We start from the raw sequence: 16804 nt of genomic DNA, 5'->3' as shown, positions 1-16804 counted from the left end.
CCAACAGCAATGTTAAATGCGCTTTAGCTTTGTCAAACGCTCAAGCTTCAACACAGGAAAACCACGCCGCATACAGAACCAATGGCGTTGACGTTAAGCTGCTTTCAGAAGTTAGCTGCGCAGCAAGTCATTTTTAGCAAAGACCTTTACACCCTGTGTTCTGGTGTCGAGTTCATTCAAAAGCAGACTGTATTTACGCGATAACAACATCCCGTCGCGTTGAGCTTGTTCGGATGAAATGATTTTTTTGTCGAATGTAACTTGCCCCTTCAGAATAGGAGCGTTTTCTTGAAAACTGGCCAAGCCATATTGAGAAATAAATTGCCTAATCAAGTACAGTTTTTCGAGTGAAAAACGTTTATTCGTGACCGAACTCGGGGTCAAGCTTAGGCCATTTTCCACAAAGTTAGTGAACGTTTCAATGACATCAGTGCCATCCTGAATGCGAAAATCAACAAGGCTATCAACTTCAAAGACCTCGATGGCCATCTTGTACAAGTTTTCAAACTGCCACAGATCAAAGCCCCACTTTTCATGAAAGAAATCGAGAAATCCGTCTATTGTTCCGTCCGTGGATTTGAAAAATTCATCTCTATTTAAGGCCCACAAACCTGCTTTTAGGAATTGCGCAAATGATGAATTTATCACGGAAGAAGGAGATCTAGAAAAAGTTACAACAGACACATCCGCATGACTTTTAAAGTTCTGCGCTAAAGTGTTGCATCGTTCCTGAACTCTCTCAAGTCTCAAATTATCGACAATGCTTTCTGTAGAAATAATAATTTTATCACATTTGTTGCTGGAGGCCTCTTTCAACGCACCTTCCACATACTCAGCGACTGGAAAATCAAGTTTTATAATAGGTGTATGGTTTCGATACCCACCAACTTGGCGTCCCAGTTTGGGATACAACACGCCATTTTTCTTAAGTTTTGCTTCATTTTCAAATAGAGTAGCCTGCAGTGAAGACGACGCACACTTTGGAAATCCAATATGGATGTAAACTTTCATAAGGCACCTGAATAAAGACAGTTTTACCTATCTATTTAACGCTTGAAATACCAGTATTTTTTCGCAGGTGTCCGTCGTAATTTTTTCTAAACCTGAGGCGTCCCTAGTGTCCTAGACGCCTGCTTTGTTCGCTTTCTGTGCCAAGCAAAACGGTATTTGAACAGACAGAACTTTGAAACATTGTTTGTGCCAAAATATAGAACCCCTCAAAGTTAGAAACCTTGAAACAGTAAATGTCACTGGGCGTATCGTATCGAACAGCATAAACCCAGCCGGACAAAGAAACGCCGCAAAACCCTTATAACAAAGGGCTTATCGGATGTCTTGGGATATTACTGGATGTGAAAATGGTGCCCCACACGGACCCTCATTTACATGCTAATTATCTGATCTAAATTTTAAAAATAAATTCGATTTACACCAAAGCCCCCATTGAGGCCCCCAAATGCCTTTTTTGCAAGCATTCCATCGGTATCTACAAAATCGCATTTCTAATCTTGCCCACCAGTGTTGGGGGCGATTGTGCTACGAGAATTGCATGCACTTTCTGCCATGATATCACCCGTCTAAGCGCCGCGCATTGGCTTGCATTTCGCGCAGGGGCCGCAAGAACCGCAGCAAAGGCGTCGTCCAACAGTTCATCCTCAACATCAAGCGCTTCGGACAACCAAAACAACATTGGCGCACACTGAATATGATTATAGACAAACTGCGCAGAACGCTTTGGGCCGACTTTACGCCCATATGCCCCAGCCCCCGAATATTCTGACAACCAGCCTAACCAATGTTCCTTTTGCGTGGCGTACCAAGCATGCCCATATCCGACCCCCTCGCCCAGCGCGGCTTCTAGCGCTTTGTAACGCGGCGTATCGGCATTCAAGGCCTTTATACGTTTGCGCAGTTGCGCGGGCGTCATGTCTTCAGGCTGCATATTTCCCGTCATCCAATTTATCCGCCTGCCCAAGCGCTGCCAAACTTTCCAGCAAAGGCTGCACGGCTGTGGTGCGCGCGCGGGAGAAACAGCGGGCGATTTGTTCGGGGGAGGCCTCGCCCATATCCACCAGCGCCTCGCGCACGGCGGCGATTTGATCCGGCAGGCCTTTGGGCCATGGGGCTTTTTCGACCTTGGCGACAACGCCCAAATCCATATCTGCGGTCTTGCCTTTTTCCACCTGCACGCCTGTGGGGTTCTGGTATTCGGGGCGCAGCCAGCGGATGTGACCTGTGGCTTCCTCTGCGGCGCGGGTTTTGTTGAGATCGACAAGGCGCATCAAGATGTCTTCGTCGCTCAGGTCTTTGGGCCAGCCGTAAGCATCGGCCACGGCGGCGTCGATTTGATCATGCAGATCGCGCAAGATTCCAATCAGACCTTGGTCGTAAATCTCTTTGTCCTTGCCCTCAATGCCTTCACCCGCGCGGAGTTTTTCCAGCACGTTGTACATATTGGTCAGCGTCAGTTTCGGATGCGCCGCCTGCTGGCGTTTTCTGTGCGCGTCAAGCTCTTCACCCAAGCCGCGGAGCCTTTCCTTTTGGGGGTCTGTGAGGTCGGGGAATGGGAAGGCGTCAAATGAAAGAGTTTTTACATAAACGGGCGTTGGGCCGAGTTGAGATCCCGTTGCCAGCGCCCAAACTTCATGAATTCTCGATGAGAGTATCGAAAAGCTTTCAACTCCATTGACGGCAAGTGCAATCAATTTGTTGTCAGGTAGGATTTTGTGATCAAGCATCGTGAAAAACCGGTGCTTTGATGTTTCGACCGTCGCGACATACTTTACCAGCCCATTAAGTGCAGGACGTAATTCTTTACGGGGTTCACCATGAATCCACCATTTTTTGCGATATGAATCACGATTGTTCTGGTCGCGGTCTGGCTTCACTGTGTCCGCTAAATGTTGATAGACCAATGGAAAGTGAGTGCGCACTTCTTGCTCGGTTAAGCCGAATAGATCAATGACCATCACACCTCGTGGGGTTGCAGTGAGGTCACGGCCATTTCGGTATTCTCGTATATGATTGTCTGTGTTTGGTACGGTTCCCAGCCCAAGTGACTTTGCTTTTTCGGGCGAGACAATAAAACCTGACCCAATCAATTGGACGCCCCTAGACGACAACCCCAAATTTGCCTGTAAGGGCTTTGCCCCTACTACATTCGCCCCAATTTTTAGATTTGGGAAAATCTTTCCAATCTCGGTCTCAAAGGTCACCGACCGACCGTTGACGTCATCTTTCTTGTCCGTTGTCTCTGTCACAATGGTTAAAAGCCGACCAGTATGATTACCCAATGCACCAACAGTCATCCCAATACGCACAGCCGCTGCCAACTGTGTATCCACCCAAGGGTGATCTGGCACCGCGAACAATAGCGACAGCGGTTTTTTCGCGTCGTTCAAATGCGGCTCCAGCACGCGACGATTAAACGTCTGGCGCAAAGAGTTGGTGGTGATCAGGCCAAAGCGCCGCGTGCCTGCACCAGTTTTGGCATTAAAGCCTCTCGCTGCCAAAGCGGCCTTATCCCACCAAAACATCACCAAATCCGCGCTTTGCGGCATTTTGGGATAGGCGGACCACAAAGCCTCGACATAGCCATCGCCCAGACTGTCGCGCAGACGGCTGGCGCCAATAAACGGCGGATTGCCGACGATAAAGGTCGCCTTGGGCCACGTCGTCGCTTTGGGTTTGGCATAGTCATAGACCTGCACACGGGCCTCGGGGTCTGGCACCTCTTCGCCGGTGACTTGGTGGCGGATGGTTGTCACCCCGTCCCAACGGGTCACAGGCGCGCCCGTGTCATCCACACGCGGCGTGCGCGCGGACCACTCCAGCACGGCGTCACGGTTTTCAATGTTCTTGAAATCACGCAACACAGGCTCAGAGGGTGCCGCGATGCCATGGGTGCGGTAGTGCCATTGCAGATAGCCGATCCACAGCACCAGCTCGGCCACATTGGCGGCCCAAGTGTTCAGCTCGATGCCAAGGAATTGATGCGGGTCGACTGTGTAGAGTGGCTTGGTATCGCCCAATTCATACATAAGAGCAGTGACCTCGCCCTCAAGCCGTTTCATCATTTCCAAAGCGACGTATAGGAAGTTGCCCGAGCCACAGGCAGGGTCCAAAACCCGCACCTCGCACAGGTCGTGGTGGAAGTCCTTGACCAGATCGAGCGCCTTATCGGTTTTGCCATCCGCGTTGAGGCGTTGCACAGCGATCTGGACGTTGCGCCAATCCTCGCGCAGGGGCTCCATGATCGTCGGCGTCACGAGGCGTTCGACATAGGCGCGCGGGGTGTAATGCGCCCCCAGTTTGTGGCGTTGCTTGGCATCCAAAGCGCGCTCCAGCAAAGTGCCGAAAATAGCCGGTTCGACCTGTTTCCAATCGGCCTCGGCGGCTTCGATCAATAGGCCAAGCTGTACGTTGTCCAAAGGCAGGGCATCGGCGTCTTTGAACAGCCCACCGTTGAAGCGTTTGAGGTCATGCATCAGCACCTGAGAAAACCCGCCGCCATCCATGGTCTGCCAGAGGCCTTTCAAAGAGGGCTCGGCATGTTCGGGGTGGCCACGTAGTTTTTTAAGAAGCTCGGTAAAGCTGCCATAAGGGATCAGATCGACGTCTTCGGCAAACATGGAAAACAGGCAGCGCATCAAAAACCGCGCCACGGTTTCGCTGTCATGGCCTTGCCCCTCAAAGCTTTTGCCAAGCTCGGCCAGATGTGCTGCAATATCGCGGGTGACCTCGGCGGATTTCAGCGACGGATCAAGGCTTTGCGGGTCCATCCAAATCGCGCGCAACAGATCAAGCGTTTCGGGTTGGCGTAGGTCCTCAAGATAAATGCGATAGCGGTTGCCATCGGGGAATTGGGTATAGCCCTGCCCTTGGCCTGAGAAATCAGAATACAGCTCGATCACATGGCCAACATCGACAATCATCAAGAACGGCGGCCAACCGTCCTCTTTGGAGACAGCGCGGGCGTAATTGTCGGCTTGGTTACGCGCTTTGAGCATGGTGTCATCGAATTTAGCGGTGCCGCGTTTGCCATGTCCCGATTGTTTGGGCGTGTCTTTGGCGAGAAACATATCAAGGGTGTTTTTGTCTTTGATGTCGGTGGACGTGAATTGTTTGGCCTCAAGGATAAAGTGGCCCTTTTTATATAGATCGATGCGCCCATTGCGGGTGCGACCAGTATGGGTCAGCGTGACAGGGCGCTCAAAGCGATAGTCCAGAAAGTCACCATCTTTGTCGGACACATACGGGCGTTCGACCCCTAAAAGGTCTGTCAATTCAATAGAAAAGGTCTGCGCGGTCGCCATTTCGCTACCACCAGACCCCTGCCAACGCTCAATAAACGCTTCAATATCCACGCGTTTCCCCAAAATAAATAATCCTATCTTCGGAGTAAGCCACGCATTTTAAAGAGTTTCAATCTAGGACTTCTTTTTTATCAACTCCGCTTGTCGTTCAATCGCAACAGGGCAATAGGCGCTGACGGTGGTGATGACGCTGGAATGGCCGATATTTTGCGAAAAGGCTTTGAAGGCTTCGCGGGTTGGATAGGCTGTATCGGCCCATTTCACCAAGGTTTTGCGAAAGGCGTGCGGGGTGAATTGGGGCAGATCTGCGCGCAAGAATGCCTCTTTGATGGCAGCGCGGATAGCATTGGCGTTTTGGTAAATCTCGCGTTTGAGGCCTGTCACAGTGAAAGCCCCGTCCACAGCCTGAATGCGCGGAGGTGGGAACAAAGCGTCATCAGGGCCAAAGAGCTTTTCAGTGCGCAAATATGTGACCCAATCCGTGAACGAGGCCAGATATTCGGCATCAAGCGGTAGAAAATAAGTCGTAAAGGTCTTGGAATTCTTGGTCTTCACCTCGCGCGCATCTTGATACACGCAGCCGTCGATCAGGTTGATATGTTTAAGGCGCAAAGACGCCACGGCCCCGTCCCGCGCACCTGTCAGCATAAAGAACGCGAACAGCGCTTTGTTGCGCCTATCGATCTCAGTGACTTCGGGCATATATGAAAATGCATGGCGGGCCATTTCCATAGACGGATAAGGCGTATCACGCACAGCACTTGCCACCCGCGCGCCCTTAGCGTCCATGTTGAAATAATCAGCGTCGGTATGGCGAATGCGGCTTTTGTATCCGTTTTGATCTGCGAGCCAAAAGAAGAACCGCTTGTTGGCCATCAAGATGCTGCGAATGGTCGATTTCGACAAAGGCTTGCCTGTGGCCTTGCTCATCTGGGTTTCAAGTTGGTCTTGGAACTTGATTACTTGCTCGATGTGAAAGCGCTTAAAGCTTTTGAAGCCTGTGCTTTGTTCAAACCGCAAAATGCCTTCGGCATCTTTCTCGACTGACTTAATGTCTTTGCGTTGTGCGCGTTTGCGATATTGCAAATAGCGGCGCTTCATTCGTTCGTTTTCTTCGTGGATTTTACGCGTCATGTGGCGCTCCTATGTAAATGTAAGTTTAGACGGATGACATCGGCGTCATTTAGGCATCGCTGTTTGCATTGCTTTTGATTTGGAAGGTTTGGGCAAACTCATCGCGCTTGGCGTTGGAAATAATGCGGCTCGCACGCCCTCCGCAGCGCACGCAAACGCCATGCAAGCGCGTGGTTTGGGGGGTGTTGAGATAGGCTACGACAGACATATCAACGGGCCTGCGCCCTGCCCGACAAGACAAGCAACGCAGCTCATCAGGTGCCAATGGCGATTTTGAGGCTTGATATTTGGCGCGTAAATAGTCGCGAATGTCAGCCCCCGAGATCAGATAGGGCTTACTCGATGTCATTGCGGGCAAGCCGTCTTTGATCCAATTGCGGATCGTTGCGGGGGATTTGTCGAGCGCTTTTGCGGCCTCGAAAATATCGTATGTGAGGGCAGCTTTTACAGCCATCGGGTTGGCTCGCTTACTCATGCCCTGTCCCCTCAAACAAAGCGCGGATGTCTTCGGCCTTCCACACGGTTGTGCGAGGGCCTAATTTTTGCGGTTTTGGGAATAGCCCGTCTTTGACGCCTTGCCACCAAGTGGACTTGGAAACTGGAATCGGACCTTTGGGTCCTAGAATTTGGGAAAGTCGCACAAACCCTGTGCGAGGAAAGTTCTGCTCAAATGACATTGTGTCACCTCGTTCGTTAAAGATGGAACAAGGCTGACATGGTTTTATTGTGGTGAGGGCGAATAGCGAAACGCATAAACGAAATAGCTTAATTGTTAAAATTCAGATACTTAATTAAATCTATTCGTTCAACGATTAGTTTCCTATGTCTGCATCTTTCAAACCAAGTCTTATATATTTGAGAATGGTTTCTTTTGTCACACTGATTCCAAATGTATCACACGCCGATTCTATTTCCTTAGGAATCGCGCTCCGCTTGGAATTGGGGTCAAAGCCATAACCATCAATGGCCATCGCAGCTATGATCTGAGAAAGTGTGCGAATAGCGCGCGGATCGGGAGCTTTGTCATTAGCGTAAGGTGTATCCTCTATCACTGCTTTGGACGCTTTTTGGAGGCGTTCCCACCCTATTTTTAAAGCATTTTGAAAACCAATTGGTGCATCTAATTCGACGGTATTATACCACTCATAGGCCAACTCAATTTTTACATGCTTAAGAATTGGGTCAAGTTTTTGCGCTGTAGTTATCAATGCCAGCCGCCGTTCAGCCTCTTTTTTCAAAGTTGCATCAAGCTTAGGAGGACGAACAGTATCTTGAGCTTGTCCCAAATACTTAACTAACCTTTCATCAGGCTCTAACCCTATAGAAAGCCAGACGAAATCGTGTGAATCAAATTGATCCCGCATTGCCCAATGGCTGTAGTCTGCAAGCTCATCTGGATACATGCCAATTGAGATCAATTCGTACCGTGAATAGCTTGGTAAATATCCACGAGCATCAGAACACAGCTTGGAAAGCTTTTGCTCTAAATGAACATCTAATATTGCCCCATCTAGTCCAGCGGCATAACGGAGCTGCTGCTCAGGAAACGTTTTAAGTTCAGCCTCAACAGCACTGCGCGCAAAACTCACTTTTTCGATCAACAAATCCACATTGCGCTCGTAAGAAGCACCTAAACACAAAGCATTCTCAACTTTTTCGTTGTAGGCCCACTCAATGAAATGGCGTTCCACCGCCATGCGAACCAATTGATCTCTATCAGACATCGTTTCTCAAACACCTTTTAACCTTGTCTGAGATCATCCAATACCGTCGCCCACCAATCTGCAAGCTTTACGCGTTCATCCCAATAATGCCCGCGATTATAGGCTTTGCGCACCTCGTTGCGCTCAACATGTGCAAGAGCCACTTCAATCGCGTCGGGATTCCACAGGCCGCTTTGGTTGGCCAAGGTTGAAAAGCTCGCGCGAAAGCCGTGGGCAGTCATTTCCTCACCAGAATACCCCATGCGACGCAAAGCTGCGTTAAGGGTATTTTCTGACATGGGACGTTGCCAAGAACGCAAAGAGGGGAACAAATAAACCCCATTGCCCGTGATCATGCGCAACTCATTTAAAAGTGCGATGGCTTGCTCTGACAGTGGCACATAGTGATCGCGGCGCATTTTCATTTTAGCGGCGGGCAATGCCCAGACTTTTTCCTGAAAATCAAACTCTTCCCATTTTGCATGACGCACCTCGCCTGGTCTTTGGGCTGTGAGGGCCAAGAATTTCAGACCAATACGCGTGGTCACCTGCCCCTCAAAGGCGTCCACCTCACGCAACAGCGCGCCAAAGGCTTTGGGATCGGTGATTGCGGCGCGGTGCACGCGGGTTGGTTTTATCAGCGCGTCTTTGAGGGCATAGGTAGGATCAGTCTCCGCTAGCCCGCTGGCCACGGCATAACGAAAGACAGAGCCAATGCGGGCGCGCAGGCGGTGAGCGGTCTCATAGTTGCCCTTGGCCTCGACCTTGCGCAGGCATTTCAAAATCATCGGCGCAGTGATTTCTGTGATCGGTTTGCGCCCAAAAGCTGCGTTCGCCAATTTCAGGTGATAGGCCGTCTTGTCCAAAGTGGCTTTGGATTTGCCTTCGATCTGTTGCTTGTTGAGAAACGCCGCGCCGATTTTCTCAAATGTGTTGCCATGCGCTTCGCGGGCTTGGGCCTTGGCCTCTTGCTTGGCCTCGCTTGGGTCGATGCCTGCTGCGACCTGTGCACGGGCTTCAGACTTGATTTTACGCGCCTGCGCCAAGCTGACATCGGGATAGGCTCCAATCGATAATTTCCTTTCCGCGCCATGCAAACGGTATTTGAAATTCCAAAGCTTGGAGCCGTTGGGTTTCACCAAAATATAGAGCCCCTCAAAGTCAGAAACTTTGAACGATTTGTCTTTGGGTTTCAAATTTCGAATCTTTGAATCACTTAATGGCATTGGGGGCCTCGCTTTTTCACGTCCAACGCGGAGCCCCCAGAAAGCCCCCCAATCTGGGGGCATCGTATCGGACGGCCTAAAACGCCATCGGACAAAGAAACGCCGCAAAACCCTTATAACAAATGGCTTATCGGATGTCTTGGTATATTACTGGATGTGAAAATGGTGCCCCCACACGGACTCGAACCGCGGACCTACTGATTACAAATCAGTTGCTCTACCAGCTGAGCTATAGGGGCACTGAGGGTCGTTTAAGGATTTTACTGGGGGGGTGCAAGAGGATTTTTGAGGGTTTTTTGAACTATTTTTAAAAGTTTTAGAGAGGCTGCGATCGACATCACAGCAAAGCCCTTTTTTTGTTAGAAAAACCACAAATCAAGCGTCTAAAAATAGCGCTCTGTTGGCCTAAAAAATCTTGTGCCCCCACCCTTTAACAAATCACAATAAAGCCATTTGCGGATCGATTCATAGGATTTGGGCGACTCGTCTGTTCACATTGGTCGCATCTGCTCACGCGATTCCATTTTGGTTAGGTCACGTCAGAGGCATCTTTTGACCGCGCCATTAAAATCACCGCGACCAAACTGACACCGATGACCAAAAGCGCCGCAGGAGAGGCTTCTTCAAGGTGCTCCAAGGATGCCTTTTCATGCACGCGCGTGGCCAAGGTATTGAAGTTAAAGGGGCGCAACAGAAGTGTCGCAGGTAATTCTTTCACGCAATCTACAAAAACCAACAGCAAAGCGGTTCCAACAGAACCACGAATGAGGGGGATATAGACACGGCGCAACGTGCCCCCCAAGGTTTGCCCCAAAGAGCGGGCAGCCATGGGTAAAGAGGGCGCAATCCGTCCCATAGCGGAATCAGCAGCGCCCTGCGCGATAGCAAAGAACCGAACCACATAGGCAAAAATAATGGCAAAGGCAGACCCAGTTAACAAAAGCCCGATATCATGCCCTGTGAGCGCGAGAATCCCATCAGCCAAGGCATTGTCGAAGGCCGCCAGAGGAATCAAAATACCGATCCCCAGCACAGCGCCAGGGGCTGCGTAACCGAGGGTTGAAAATGGCAATAAAAGGCGCGGCAGATTGCGCCCCGTAAGGCGTACGCCATAAACCATAAACAAAGCCGCGGCCACGGTTATGAAAGCAGCACTCCCCGCGACAGTTATTGTGTTGCGGAAGGCTTGGATCAAACCCGGTTTGACCCATTGCTCAGGCTCGCCCAGCGCATGCATAGAGATAACGGAGACGGGCAACACAAAGCCCACAAGAAACGGAACAAGGCAGGCCACACAGGCGAAAGCCGCGCGCCACCCTATTAGTCTGATCGCAGTGATCGGACGCGGATGACGCGCCCCCCCGTGGTAACGGGCCCGACCGCGAGAGAGTTTTTCAAAGGCGATGATCAAAAACACGACCAACAAGACGACAGATGCGATTTGCGCCGCCCCGCCTGCGTTCCCTGCCTCTAGCCAAGTGGAAAAGATTCCCGTGGTCAGGGTTTGCACAGCGAAATAAGAAACTGTTCCATAATCCGATACGGTTTCCATCATGACGATCGCGGTGCCTGCTGCAATGGCGGGACGCGCCATGGGCACACCGACCCGCCAAAACCGTGCAAATCCCCCTGCCCCCAATGCGCGCGACACTTCATAGATCGATCCAGATTGTTCCCGAAATGCAGCCCGTGTCATTAAAAACACGTATGGGGTTAAAGCCGCAGCCAAGACGATGATGGCAGATCCAAGAGATCTGATTTCAGGAAAAGCGTAATCACGTGAGGACCGCCAGCCAAACAGATCACGTAACAAAGTTTGCACAGGGCCCGCGTATTCCAGAAAATCGACCAAAGCATAGGCCCCGACATAGGCAGGAATCGCCAAGGGCAACAAAAGTAACCATTGCAAAGGTTTGGACAAAGGAAAACGATACATCGTAACAAGCCAAGCCGCGCCTGTGCCGACACAGGCTGCAAGACAGGCCACACCAAATGTCAAAACAGCCGTGGTGATAGCGTAGCGTGGTAAAGTCGTGGCCATCAAATGCGGCCAGATATTTTCTGTTGGATTGAGCGCCACCCAAAGCACAGCCAAAATAGGCAACAAAACGAATGCGGCGATCACCGCTGCCCCCAAAGACCAAATGCTGATGCCTTTGACCCGCTTCAAACGCGATTTTGGACTGGGAGTAGACTTATCGGATGAGGCAGGTGCCAGTGACATTTAAAACCCCAGTTCAGGCGGCGCAGCGCAGTGGTTGATAAATTTGGTAGGTCATTCTACGCACCGCATACGCGAAACCAGTTTAACTGTCCAGAAAAGCGCATATACTACCCCCACACACACCAAGGATACTGACGCAATGTCAGGTCTTAATATGACGCGAGAAAAGGCCGCTTTTATGAATATTTCTTTCCATATCGGCGCGCATTACACTTACGGCTCCACTTTGATGCGGGGGTTGTTGAAAAACAGGTCGACCCTAGAACAGCACGGCATTATCGTGCCTTCTCCCGCGCGGTACCGCGAAGTTTTGCCGCAGATGATGAAGCGGGTGAAAAACAGCCGCGCCACGGCAGAAGCAGAACAGATCATCATAGAAGACATCACAGAGATGGACGCCTGCGACCGGGTGGTCATGAGCTACGAAGATCTGATCTGTCAACCGCAGGCAATTTTTCATGGTGGACGCCTGTATGGCAAAGCGCAGTTTAAGCTGAAATGGCTGCGCAATGTCTTTCCCAATAGCGAAATGGAATTTCACATAGGGGTGCGCAATCCTGCGACCTTTATTCCAGAAGCCGTCCCCGACCCTGCGGGCTATGCAGAATTCATTGGGGAAACGGATCTGGATAGCATTCTGTGGTCGGATTTTATCAAATCGGTGCGCGCGGCCTGCCCTGACGTGCCTGTGACTGTTTTTGCTTATGAAGACACTCCGCTCACATGGGCGCAGATTATGCGCGAACTTGCGGGACTTGGCCCGATGGTGCCTATTGATGGCGGTTTAGATATTTTGGCGATGATTATGAAACGCGAGGGCATGAAGCGCCTGCGCACTTATTTGAATACGCATAGGCCGCAAAACGAACTGCAAAGACGCCGCATTTTGGCGGCTTTTCTTGACAAATACGTCGACGAAGACGCCATCGAAGAAGAAATAGACCTACCTGGATGGGATGATGCGCTGATCACGCGGCTTACCGATCGCTATGAAGATGACCTATACGAGATCGAAGACATTCCAGGTGTACGGTTTATTCAACCCTAGGACGTCAGGCCCCAATTGGGGCCAATAGAAGTGTTTTCGTCTTGCATGACACAGACCTCAAGGCGTCATATGCAGCGTCAAGAGATCGTGCAAATCCTTTTCAGGATGCGTCGCAAACCATTTAGAAACAGCACAGCCCGCTGATCCGTAATAGGCCGCACTTTGTGCCGCGCCGTTTTGACCTGTTATATGTCGCCAATCGCGGGCTTTTTCTGGCCAAGGGTCAATCGATACCTGACAGGTTGCTGGATCAAGATCAAAGCGCGGATCATCACTGATATAGACAGCCAATCCTTCATCCACCCAAGCAGGAAAACTGTGTTTTTGTCGCCAGCCCAAAACCTGCGACAAGGTCGTATGCACCAGCTCATGGGCGATGATCGACCGATCCAAACCACTTGGGCCGAGATAGATAAACTGTGCGCCGTATGCTTCGGCCAAGGTATTTGCCCCGCCCATAAAGGAGTCGCAAGTTGGCGTCACGCAGGCCACGATCCGTGGGGCTTTGGGCTGCGCGGCGGCAGGCAGCCCTTCAAAAGCGGGTGCGATCTTTTGCTTGGCACTTTGAATACGGTTCAACAGCTCTGGGCCACGGCCCGAGGCGCGCGCTTCAATATATAAATTCGGGCTAACTTTGCTAAAACCGAAACACTGCGGGCATAGCGCCGCCAAAACAGGACTGCCACCAAAGGCCAAAAGCCCTAAAGAAAAGCCCAAGATCAAAGCCAGAAAAGACAACACAATGCGTCGCTTCATGGTCTTTGTTCTCAGGCGTATCTGCGTCATGCAAGGTCTTTCTGGCGCGGCCCAATGGCAATCTCGTCACAAGGGATGACCAATATCACCCCATGCCCAGCGCTTCTTTGTACATTTCCAGCACAGCTTCTTCTTCGGCAATTTCATCGGTAGATTTTTTACGCAAGGCGATCACTTTGCGCAGCACTTTCGTGTCATATCCGCGCCCCTTGGCTTCGGCCATCACTTCTTTTTGCTGATCCGCGATGTCTTTCTTTTCCATTTCAAGACGCTCATAGCGTTCAACGAATTGGCGCAACTCATCGGCCGTTACACGGTAAGATGCATCTGGGCCAGAGGGGGTGTTGTCATCATCGATCATAGCGGGACCTTTATTTTCAAATGTGAATTGGCGCGGGGCCATAAGTTGCGGTGATCCCTAGCGCCACCTTGCCTTCAAAGCAAGAGACAGCCCCACCGTGAACGGGCGCAATCGGCAAACTGTTGCCCCCGCGCCAATGGATCAGATCAGTTATAAAATCGCCAATGGAGTCGCAAAAACTTGCACAAATGGCCCATGCACTGTAGGCGACAGATCATATTGGCACAGCAGTCGAAAGGGACCAGCGATGGACATTTTAATTTATGCAGGCGTTGCCTTAACCCTAAGTGGCGTGGCCCTTTTGATCTATTGCATCGTGCAAGCTGCAAAAGCCAAAAAACAAGGTGGGACAGACGAAGACATACGCGCCCGTTTACAGCGCGTCATTGCGCTTAATTTGGTGGCTTTGATGATTTCCGCGATCGGCCTTGGCGCTGTGACCATCGGCGCGATTTTGTCATAGACCTCCCCCGCGATCACATTGCGACTGCATGCTCTTGGTCGTAGACGCTTCGAATCCGATTTACCTGCACGCGACCACATGGATGGTCTGCGCAACCATGACTTTTGCGCGGCGTTGATGGCCAGCTTTGAAAAGCAAGCGAAGACTTGATTCCCTTGAAAGCCCGTCACAATTCCGCCCTAGTCTGTGATGTTTTTTGATCAATAATACATTCAAGCGGTGACCGTTTCGCTGTAAGAAACATTTAACCATTTAGGCAAAAATCTCCTTTTGAAGAACGCTAAAACGCCCTAATGACGAGTCATCAGTTAACCAAGTTTAAGTGCCCTCAATGGCCCCTGCCAAACGTGAGCACACTTTAGGTTTACCTCGAAAGACGCGTGAGACATGGATAAGTTAACACCAGATACAAACCAAACCATCAAAGGCCCGACAGCTGAAATGGATGACATTTCGGATCTGCCTGTCGAGCAATGGCTGGATGCGGTCGAAGATCTTGGCGAAGATATTGGGTATTTTGAACCCCTAGGACCAGATCATAGCGTGATGTTTGGCGACAGATCCCCAAGTCTTTTGGTGACCTTCGAAACCTATGAAAGCATCACAGAGCGCAGTGATACTGGCCTGCCCATTGGTCACACATTGGCCCAAAGTCACGATTGGTCACACCTGACGATCTTGGCCCATGCGCAAGATCTGAAATCTCATTGGTTCCGCAGTCACTTTATATACGGCTATTTTGATCGCCTCGTTGAAGAAGGCTTTTTTGAAGATTTTGACAAGGTCGTTTTCTATGGCGCAGGTGCCAGCGGATATGCAGCAAGCGCTTATTCTGTCGCAGCCCCCGGCGCCACTGTGATCGCAATCGCGCCACAAGCCACATTGGATGCCCGCCTTGCCTCGTGGGACAAACGCTTTGATGGCCTGCGCCGTATGGATTTTTCAACCCGCTATGGCTTTGCCCCAGATATGGTGGATGCCGCAGATAACGTCTGGGTTCTTTATGATCCAACTGTACCAGATGATGCCATGCACGCGGCTTTGTTCAATCGACCCCACACCACTTTGCGCCCCATCCGCAACTTTGGCACTGACCCCGAATTCGAACTCCTCGAAATGAAGGCCATAGAACCGATTGTTAAAGCGGCCATGAGTGATGGTTTAACCCAACGCAAATTGACACAAGCCCTACGCAATCGACGTGAACACGGGGGCTATTTGCGTCGCCTTTTAACTGAAGTAACCTCGAAAAAGCGCCCTCAGTTGACGATACAATTGTGCGAACATGCGTTGAAATCCCGCAATGGTTGGCGGTTTCGTAAAGCTTTAAAAGCAGCGCGGCAAAACCTATCGGACAAGGCTGACACCGCGGATTAATCCGCAGCCCCTCAAAGCGGATGCTATTTTGAGGGGATATCAAAAAAAATGTCAAAAACTTGATCTACTTGCCATCAAGCCGTGGGCAATTCGGACTTTTTTAACCGACTCGCCCTCAAATGGTGGTTAAGGAGATCTTGATTATGAATAATATGGTGCTGCCTGCCGTCGACGAACTGACTGCCTTGCGTAAAACCCTATCAGAATTGCGCGAGCGCGAAGAAGAATTATGCGATGAAATTCGTGCCAACGCGTCAGAGCTTTCGGTGCAGCGCATCAACGGCGGTGACCGTGTTGCAGTGATCGAAACCCGCACCACACGGTCGCTTGATACCACCCTTTTGCCTGTCGATATTCTGAACGATCCTGCGATGTATACCCAAGCCAAGCAAACCTATGTGTTGCTTTGGCCCCGTTCTAAATCTGCCGCCGATGCTGTGCAGGCCGCGCCTTCCGAATTGATCACGATGCCGACGCCTGCCGAGACATTGTATGAGACGGAATACGCCCCCGCAACTGACATTGAAACCGACGCTACAGAACTCTCAGCGGCTCCTGAATTTGACCCAATTGATCCCGATGCATCTGCAGAATTCTCTGAAGACATAGCGCAACCCCAATGTGATGCTGAAACAGTTGATGTTTTCGATAGCGAGACAAGCGCAGCACAATTTGACGCACCGCACGACGACCAGCTACCCGACGACCAGCTAGCCGACCACCTAGACGAGGCCCCTTTGACCGCGGCGACAGCACAGACCGAAGCTGATTTTGCCGCGCTGAATATACCGACAGACGCAGTGACCGATGGACCCGACCTCTCAGTGCAGATTTTGGATGCACATGAAATTGCACAAACAGCACAAGAACACGACAGCCCCGCTGATCTGCGCGCAACGGATCATCCGCAACTGCAGCCCCTCGGCGGGCTCTATGATGACGATCTGGAAGCCGCTTTTAACATCGACGATGACGAAATGCCCTTGTCCGCCGATCAAGAAGCGCTTGAGGACACGCAAGCCTTACAATCGGACTATGACGCCCATGTGGCGCAAGGCGAAGATCTGCAACAGATGCCAAAGTTGATCGATCACGACACGCCGTTTGTGTCGCGCCGCATCATAGGAATGCCCGCATAACCTTACTCCCACTGGCCGCAACCCTCACCCAGCCCCCACGATAGAAAGTCGTTAAAAT

Annotated in this window: 15 protein-coding genes and 1 tRNA gene; 4 read left to right on the top strand and 12 right to left on the bottom strand. The window is 50.9% G+C overall.

The features are described 5' to 3' along the window. Window positions 1-111 precede the first annotated feature (111 nt). The 10 genes from EDD53_RS01285 to EDD53_RS01240 form a co-directional block, all read right to left on the bottom strand. Window positions 112-1011 carry a hypothetical protein gene (locus tag EDD53_RS01285; protein ID WP_123791394.1) on the bottom strand — a complete coding sequence of 300 codons (900 nt, stop codon included), beginning with the start codon at window positions 1009-1011 and terminating at the stop codon, window positions 112-114. A 475-nt stretch (window positions 1012-1486) separates the two neighbouring features. Further along, entirely contained in the window at window positions 1487-1954 is a 468-nt protein-coding gene (locus EDD53_RS01280; RefSeq protein ID WP_246002133.1) for a hypothetical protein, read from the bottom strand. Then, window positions 1932-5366, bottom strand: a complete 3435-nt coding sequence (locus EDD53_RS01275; RefSeq protein ID WP_170162653.1) for a class I SAM-dependent DNA methyltransferase — start codon at window positions 5364-5366, stop codon at window positions 1932-1934. The genes EDD53_RS01280 and EDD53_RS01275 overlap by 23 nt, the downstream gene beginning before the upstream one ends. A 63-nt stretch (window positions 5367-5429) precedes the next feature. Continuing rightward, window positions 5430-6449, bottom strand: a complete 1020-nt coding sequence (locus EDD53_RS01270) for a site-specific integrase (protein WP_123791393.1) — start codon at window positions 6447-6449, stop codon at window positions 5430-5432. A gap of 49 nt (window positions 6450-6498) precedes the next feature. Then, the gene (locus EDD53_RS01265) at window positions 6499-6924 is read right to left on the bottom strand and encodes a helix-turn-helix domain-containing protein (protein ID WP_123791392.1); all 426 of its coding nucleotides are present in this window, start codon (window positions 6922-6924) and stop codon (window positions 6499-6501) included. Then, window positions 6917-7126: a helix-turn-helix transcriptional regulator gene (locus EDD53_RS01260; RefSeq protein WP_123791391.1), complete on the bottom strand. Its 210-nt coding sequence runs from the start codon at window positions 7124-7126 to the stop codon at window positions 6917-6919. Before EDD53_RS01260 ends, EDD53_RS01265 begins: the two co-directional genes overlap by 8 nt. A 135-nt stretch (window positions 7127-7261) precedes the next feature. Then, window positions 7262-8173: a hypothetical protein gene (locus EDD53_RS01255; RefSeq protein ID WP_123791390.1), complete on the bottom strand. Its 912-nt coding sequence runs from the start codon at window positions 8171-8173 to the stop codon at window positions 7262-7264. Between the two features lie 17 nt (window positions 8174-8190). After that, entirely contained in the window at window positions 8191-9378 is a 1188-nt protein-coding gene (locus tag EDD53_RS01250) for a tyrosine-type recombinase/integrase (RefSeq protein WP_123791389.1), read from the bottom strand. A 163-nt stretch (window positions 9379-9541) separates the two neighbouring features. Continuing rightward, window positions 9542-9617 (bottom strand) — tRNA-Thr (locus tag EDD53_RS01245). A 290-nt stretch (window positions 9618-9907) separates the two neighbouring features. Next, window positions 9908-11602 (bottom strand): ABC transporter permease, encoded by a 1695-nt coding sequence (locus tag EDD53_RS01240; protein ID WP_123791388.1) that lies wholly within the window; start codon window positions 11600-11602, stop codon window positions 9908-9910. Between the two features lie 178 nt (window positions 11603-11780). Here EDD53_RS01240 and EDD53_RS01235 point away from each other — a divergent pair, with 178 nt between their 5' ends. Next, on the top strand, window positions 11781-12650 hold the full coding sequence (locus EDD53_RS01235) for a hypothetical protein (RefSeq protein ID WP_123791387.1): 870 nt from the start codon (window positions 11781-11783) through the stop codon (window positions 12648-12650). 57 nt (window positions 12651-12707) lie between these two features. On the opposite strand, the gene EDD53_RS01230 is transcribed toward EDD53_RS01235, so the two are convergent. Together EDD53_RS01230 and EDD53_RS01225 are read right to left on the bottom strand one after the other, a co-directional pair. Then, complete coding sequence (locus EDD53_RS01230) at window positions 12708-13406, bottom strand: hypothetical protein (RefSeq protein ID WP_148087089.1); 699 nt, start codon at window positions 13404-13406, stop codon at window positions 12708-12710. Window positions 13407-13491: 85 nt separating this feature from the next. Beyond that, on the bottom strand, window positions 13492-13767 hold the full coding sequence (locus tag EDD53_RS01225; protein ID WP_123791385.1) for a DUF2312 domain-containing protein: 276 nt from the start codon (window positions 13765-13767) through the stop codon (window positions 13492-13494). Window positions 13768-14014: 247 nt separating this feature from the next. Between EDD53_RS01225 and EDD53_RS01220 the strand changes: the two genes are divergently transcribed. From EDD53_RS01220 to EDD53_RS01210, 3 genes are all read left to right on the top strand, one after another. Continuing rightward, window positions 14015-14230, top strand: a complete 216-nt coding sequence (locus EDD53_RS01220; RefSeq protein ID WP_123791384.1) for a hypothetical protein — start codon at window positions 14015-14017, stop codon at window positions 14228-14230. 387 nt (window positions 14231-14617) lie between these two features. Next, window positions 14618-15607 carry a phosphoadenosine phosphosulfate reductase gene (locus EDD53_RS01215; protein ID WP_123791383.1) on the top strand — a complete coding sequence of 330 codons (990 nt, stop codon included), beginning with the start codon at window positions 14618-14620 and terminating at the stop codon, window positions 15605-15607. 143 nt (window positions 15608-15750) lie between these two features. Then, window positions 15751-16746 carry a hypothetical protein gene (locus tag EDD53_RS01210; RefSeq protein ID WP_123791382.1) on the top strand — a complete coding sequence of 332 codons (996 nt, stop codon included), beginning with the start codon at window positions 15751-15753 and terminating at the stop codon, window positions 16744-16746. Window positions 16747-16804: the final 58 nt, after the last annotated feature.

The sequence above is a fragment of the Pacificibacter maritimus genome (assembly GCF_003814915.1).
Lineage (GTDB): Bacteria > Pseudomonadota > Alphaproteobacteria > Rhodobacterales > Rhodobacteraceae > Celeribacter > Celeribacter maritimus.
Note: the sequence above shows the minus strand (reverse complement) of the source record. Positions and strands in the feature narration are given on the sequence as shown.

Excerpts from the sequence above, each read along its gene's own strand:
- EDD53_RS01285 (WP_123791394.1), bottom strand. The coding sequence starts at position 1,011 with ATGAAAGTTTACATCCATATTGGATTTCCAAAGTGTGCGTCGTCTTCA.
- EDD53_RS01280 (WP_246002133.1), bottom strand. The coding sequence starts at position 1,954 with ATGACGGGAAATATGCAGCCTGAAGACATGACGCCCGCGCAACTGCGC.
- EDD53_RS01270 (WP_123791393.1), bottom strand. The coding sequence starts at position 6,449 with ATGACGCGTAAAATCCACGAAGAAAACGAACGAATGAAGCGCCGCTAT.
- EDD53_RS01265 (WP_123791392.1), bottom strand. The coding sequence starts at position 6,924 with ATGAGTAAGCGAGCCAACCCGATGGCTGTAAAAGCTGCCCTCACATAC.
- EDD53_RS01260 (WP_123791391.1), bottom strand. The coding sequence starts at position 7,126 with ATGTCATTTGAGCAGAACTTTCCTCGCACAGGGTTTGTGCGACTTTCC.
- EDD53_RS01255 (WP_123791390.1), bottom strand. The coding sequence starts at position 8,173 with ATGTCTGATAGAGATCAATTGGTTCGCATGGCGGTGGAACGCCATTTC.
- EDD53_RS01250 (WP_123791389.1), bottom strand. The coding sequence starts at position 9,378 with ATGCCATTAAGTGATTCAAAGATTCGAAATTTGAAACCCAAAGACAAA.
- EDD53_RS01240 (WP_123791388.1), bottom strand. The coding sequence starts at position 11,602 with ATGTCACTGGCACCTGCCTCATCCGATAAGTCTACTCCCAGTCCAAAA.
- EDD53_RS01235 (WP_123791387.1), top strand. The coding sequence starts at position 11,781 with ATGAATATTTCTTTCCATATCGGCGCGCATTACACTTACGGCTCCACT.
- EDD53_RS01230 (WP_148087089.1), bottom strand. The coding sequence starts at position 13,406 with ATGAAGCGACGCATTGTGTTGTCTTTTCTGGCTTTGATCTTGGGCTTT.
- EDD53_RS01225 (WP_123791385.1), bottom strand. The coding sequence starts at position 13,767 with ATGATCGATGATGACAACACCCCCTCTGGCCCAGATGCATCTTACCGT.
- EDD53_RS01220 (WP_123791384.1), top strand. The coding sequence starts at position 14,015 with ATGGACATTTTAATTTATGCAGGCGTTGCCTTAACCCTAAGTGGCGTG.
- EDD53_RS01215 (WP_123791383.1), top strand. The coding sequence starts at position 14,618 with ATGGATAAGTTAACACCAGATACAAACCAAACCATCAAAGGCCCGACA.
- EDD53_RS01210 (WP_123791382.1), top strand. The coding sequence starts at position 15,751 with ATGAATAATATGGTGCTGCCTGCCGTCGACGAACTGACTGCCTTGCGT.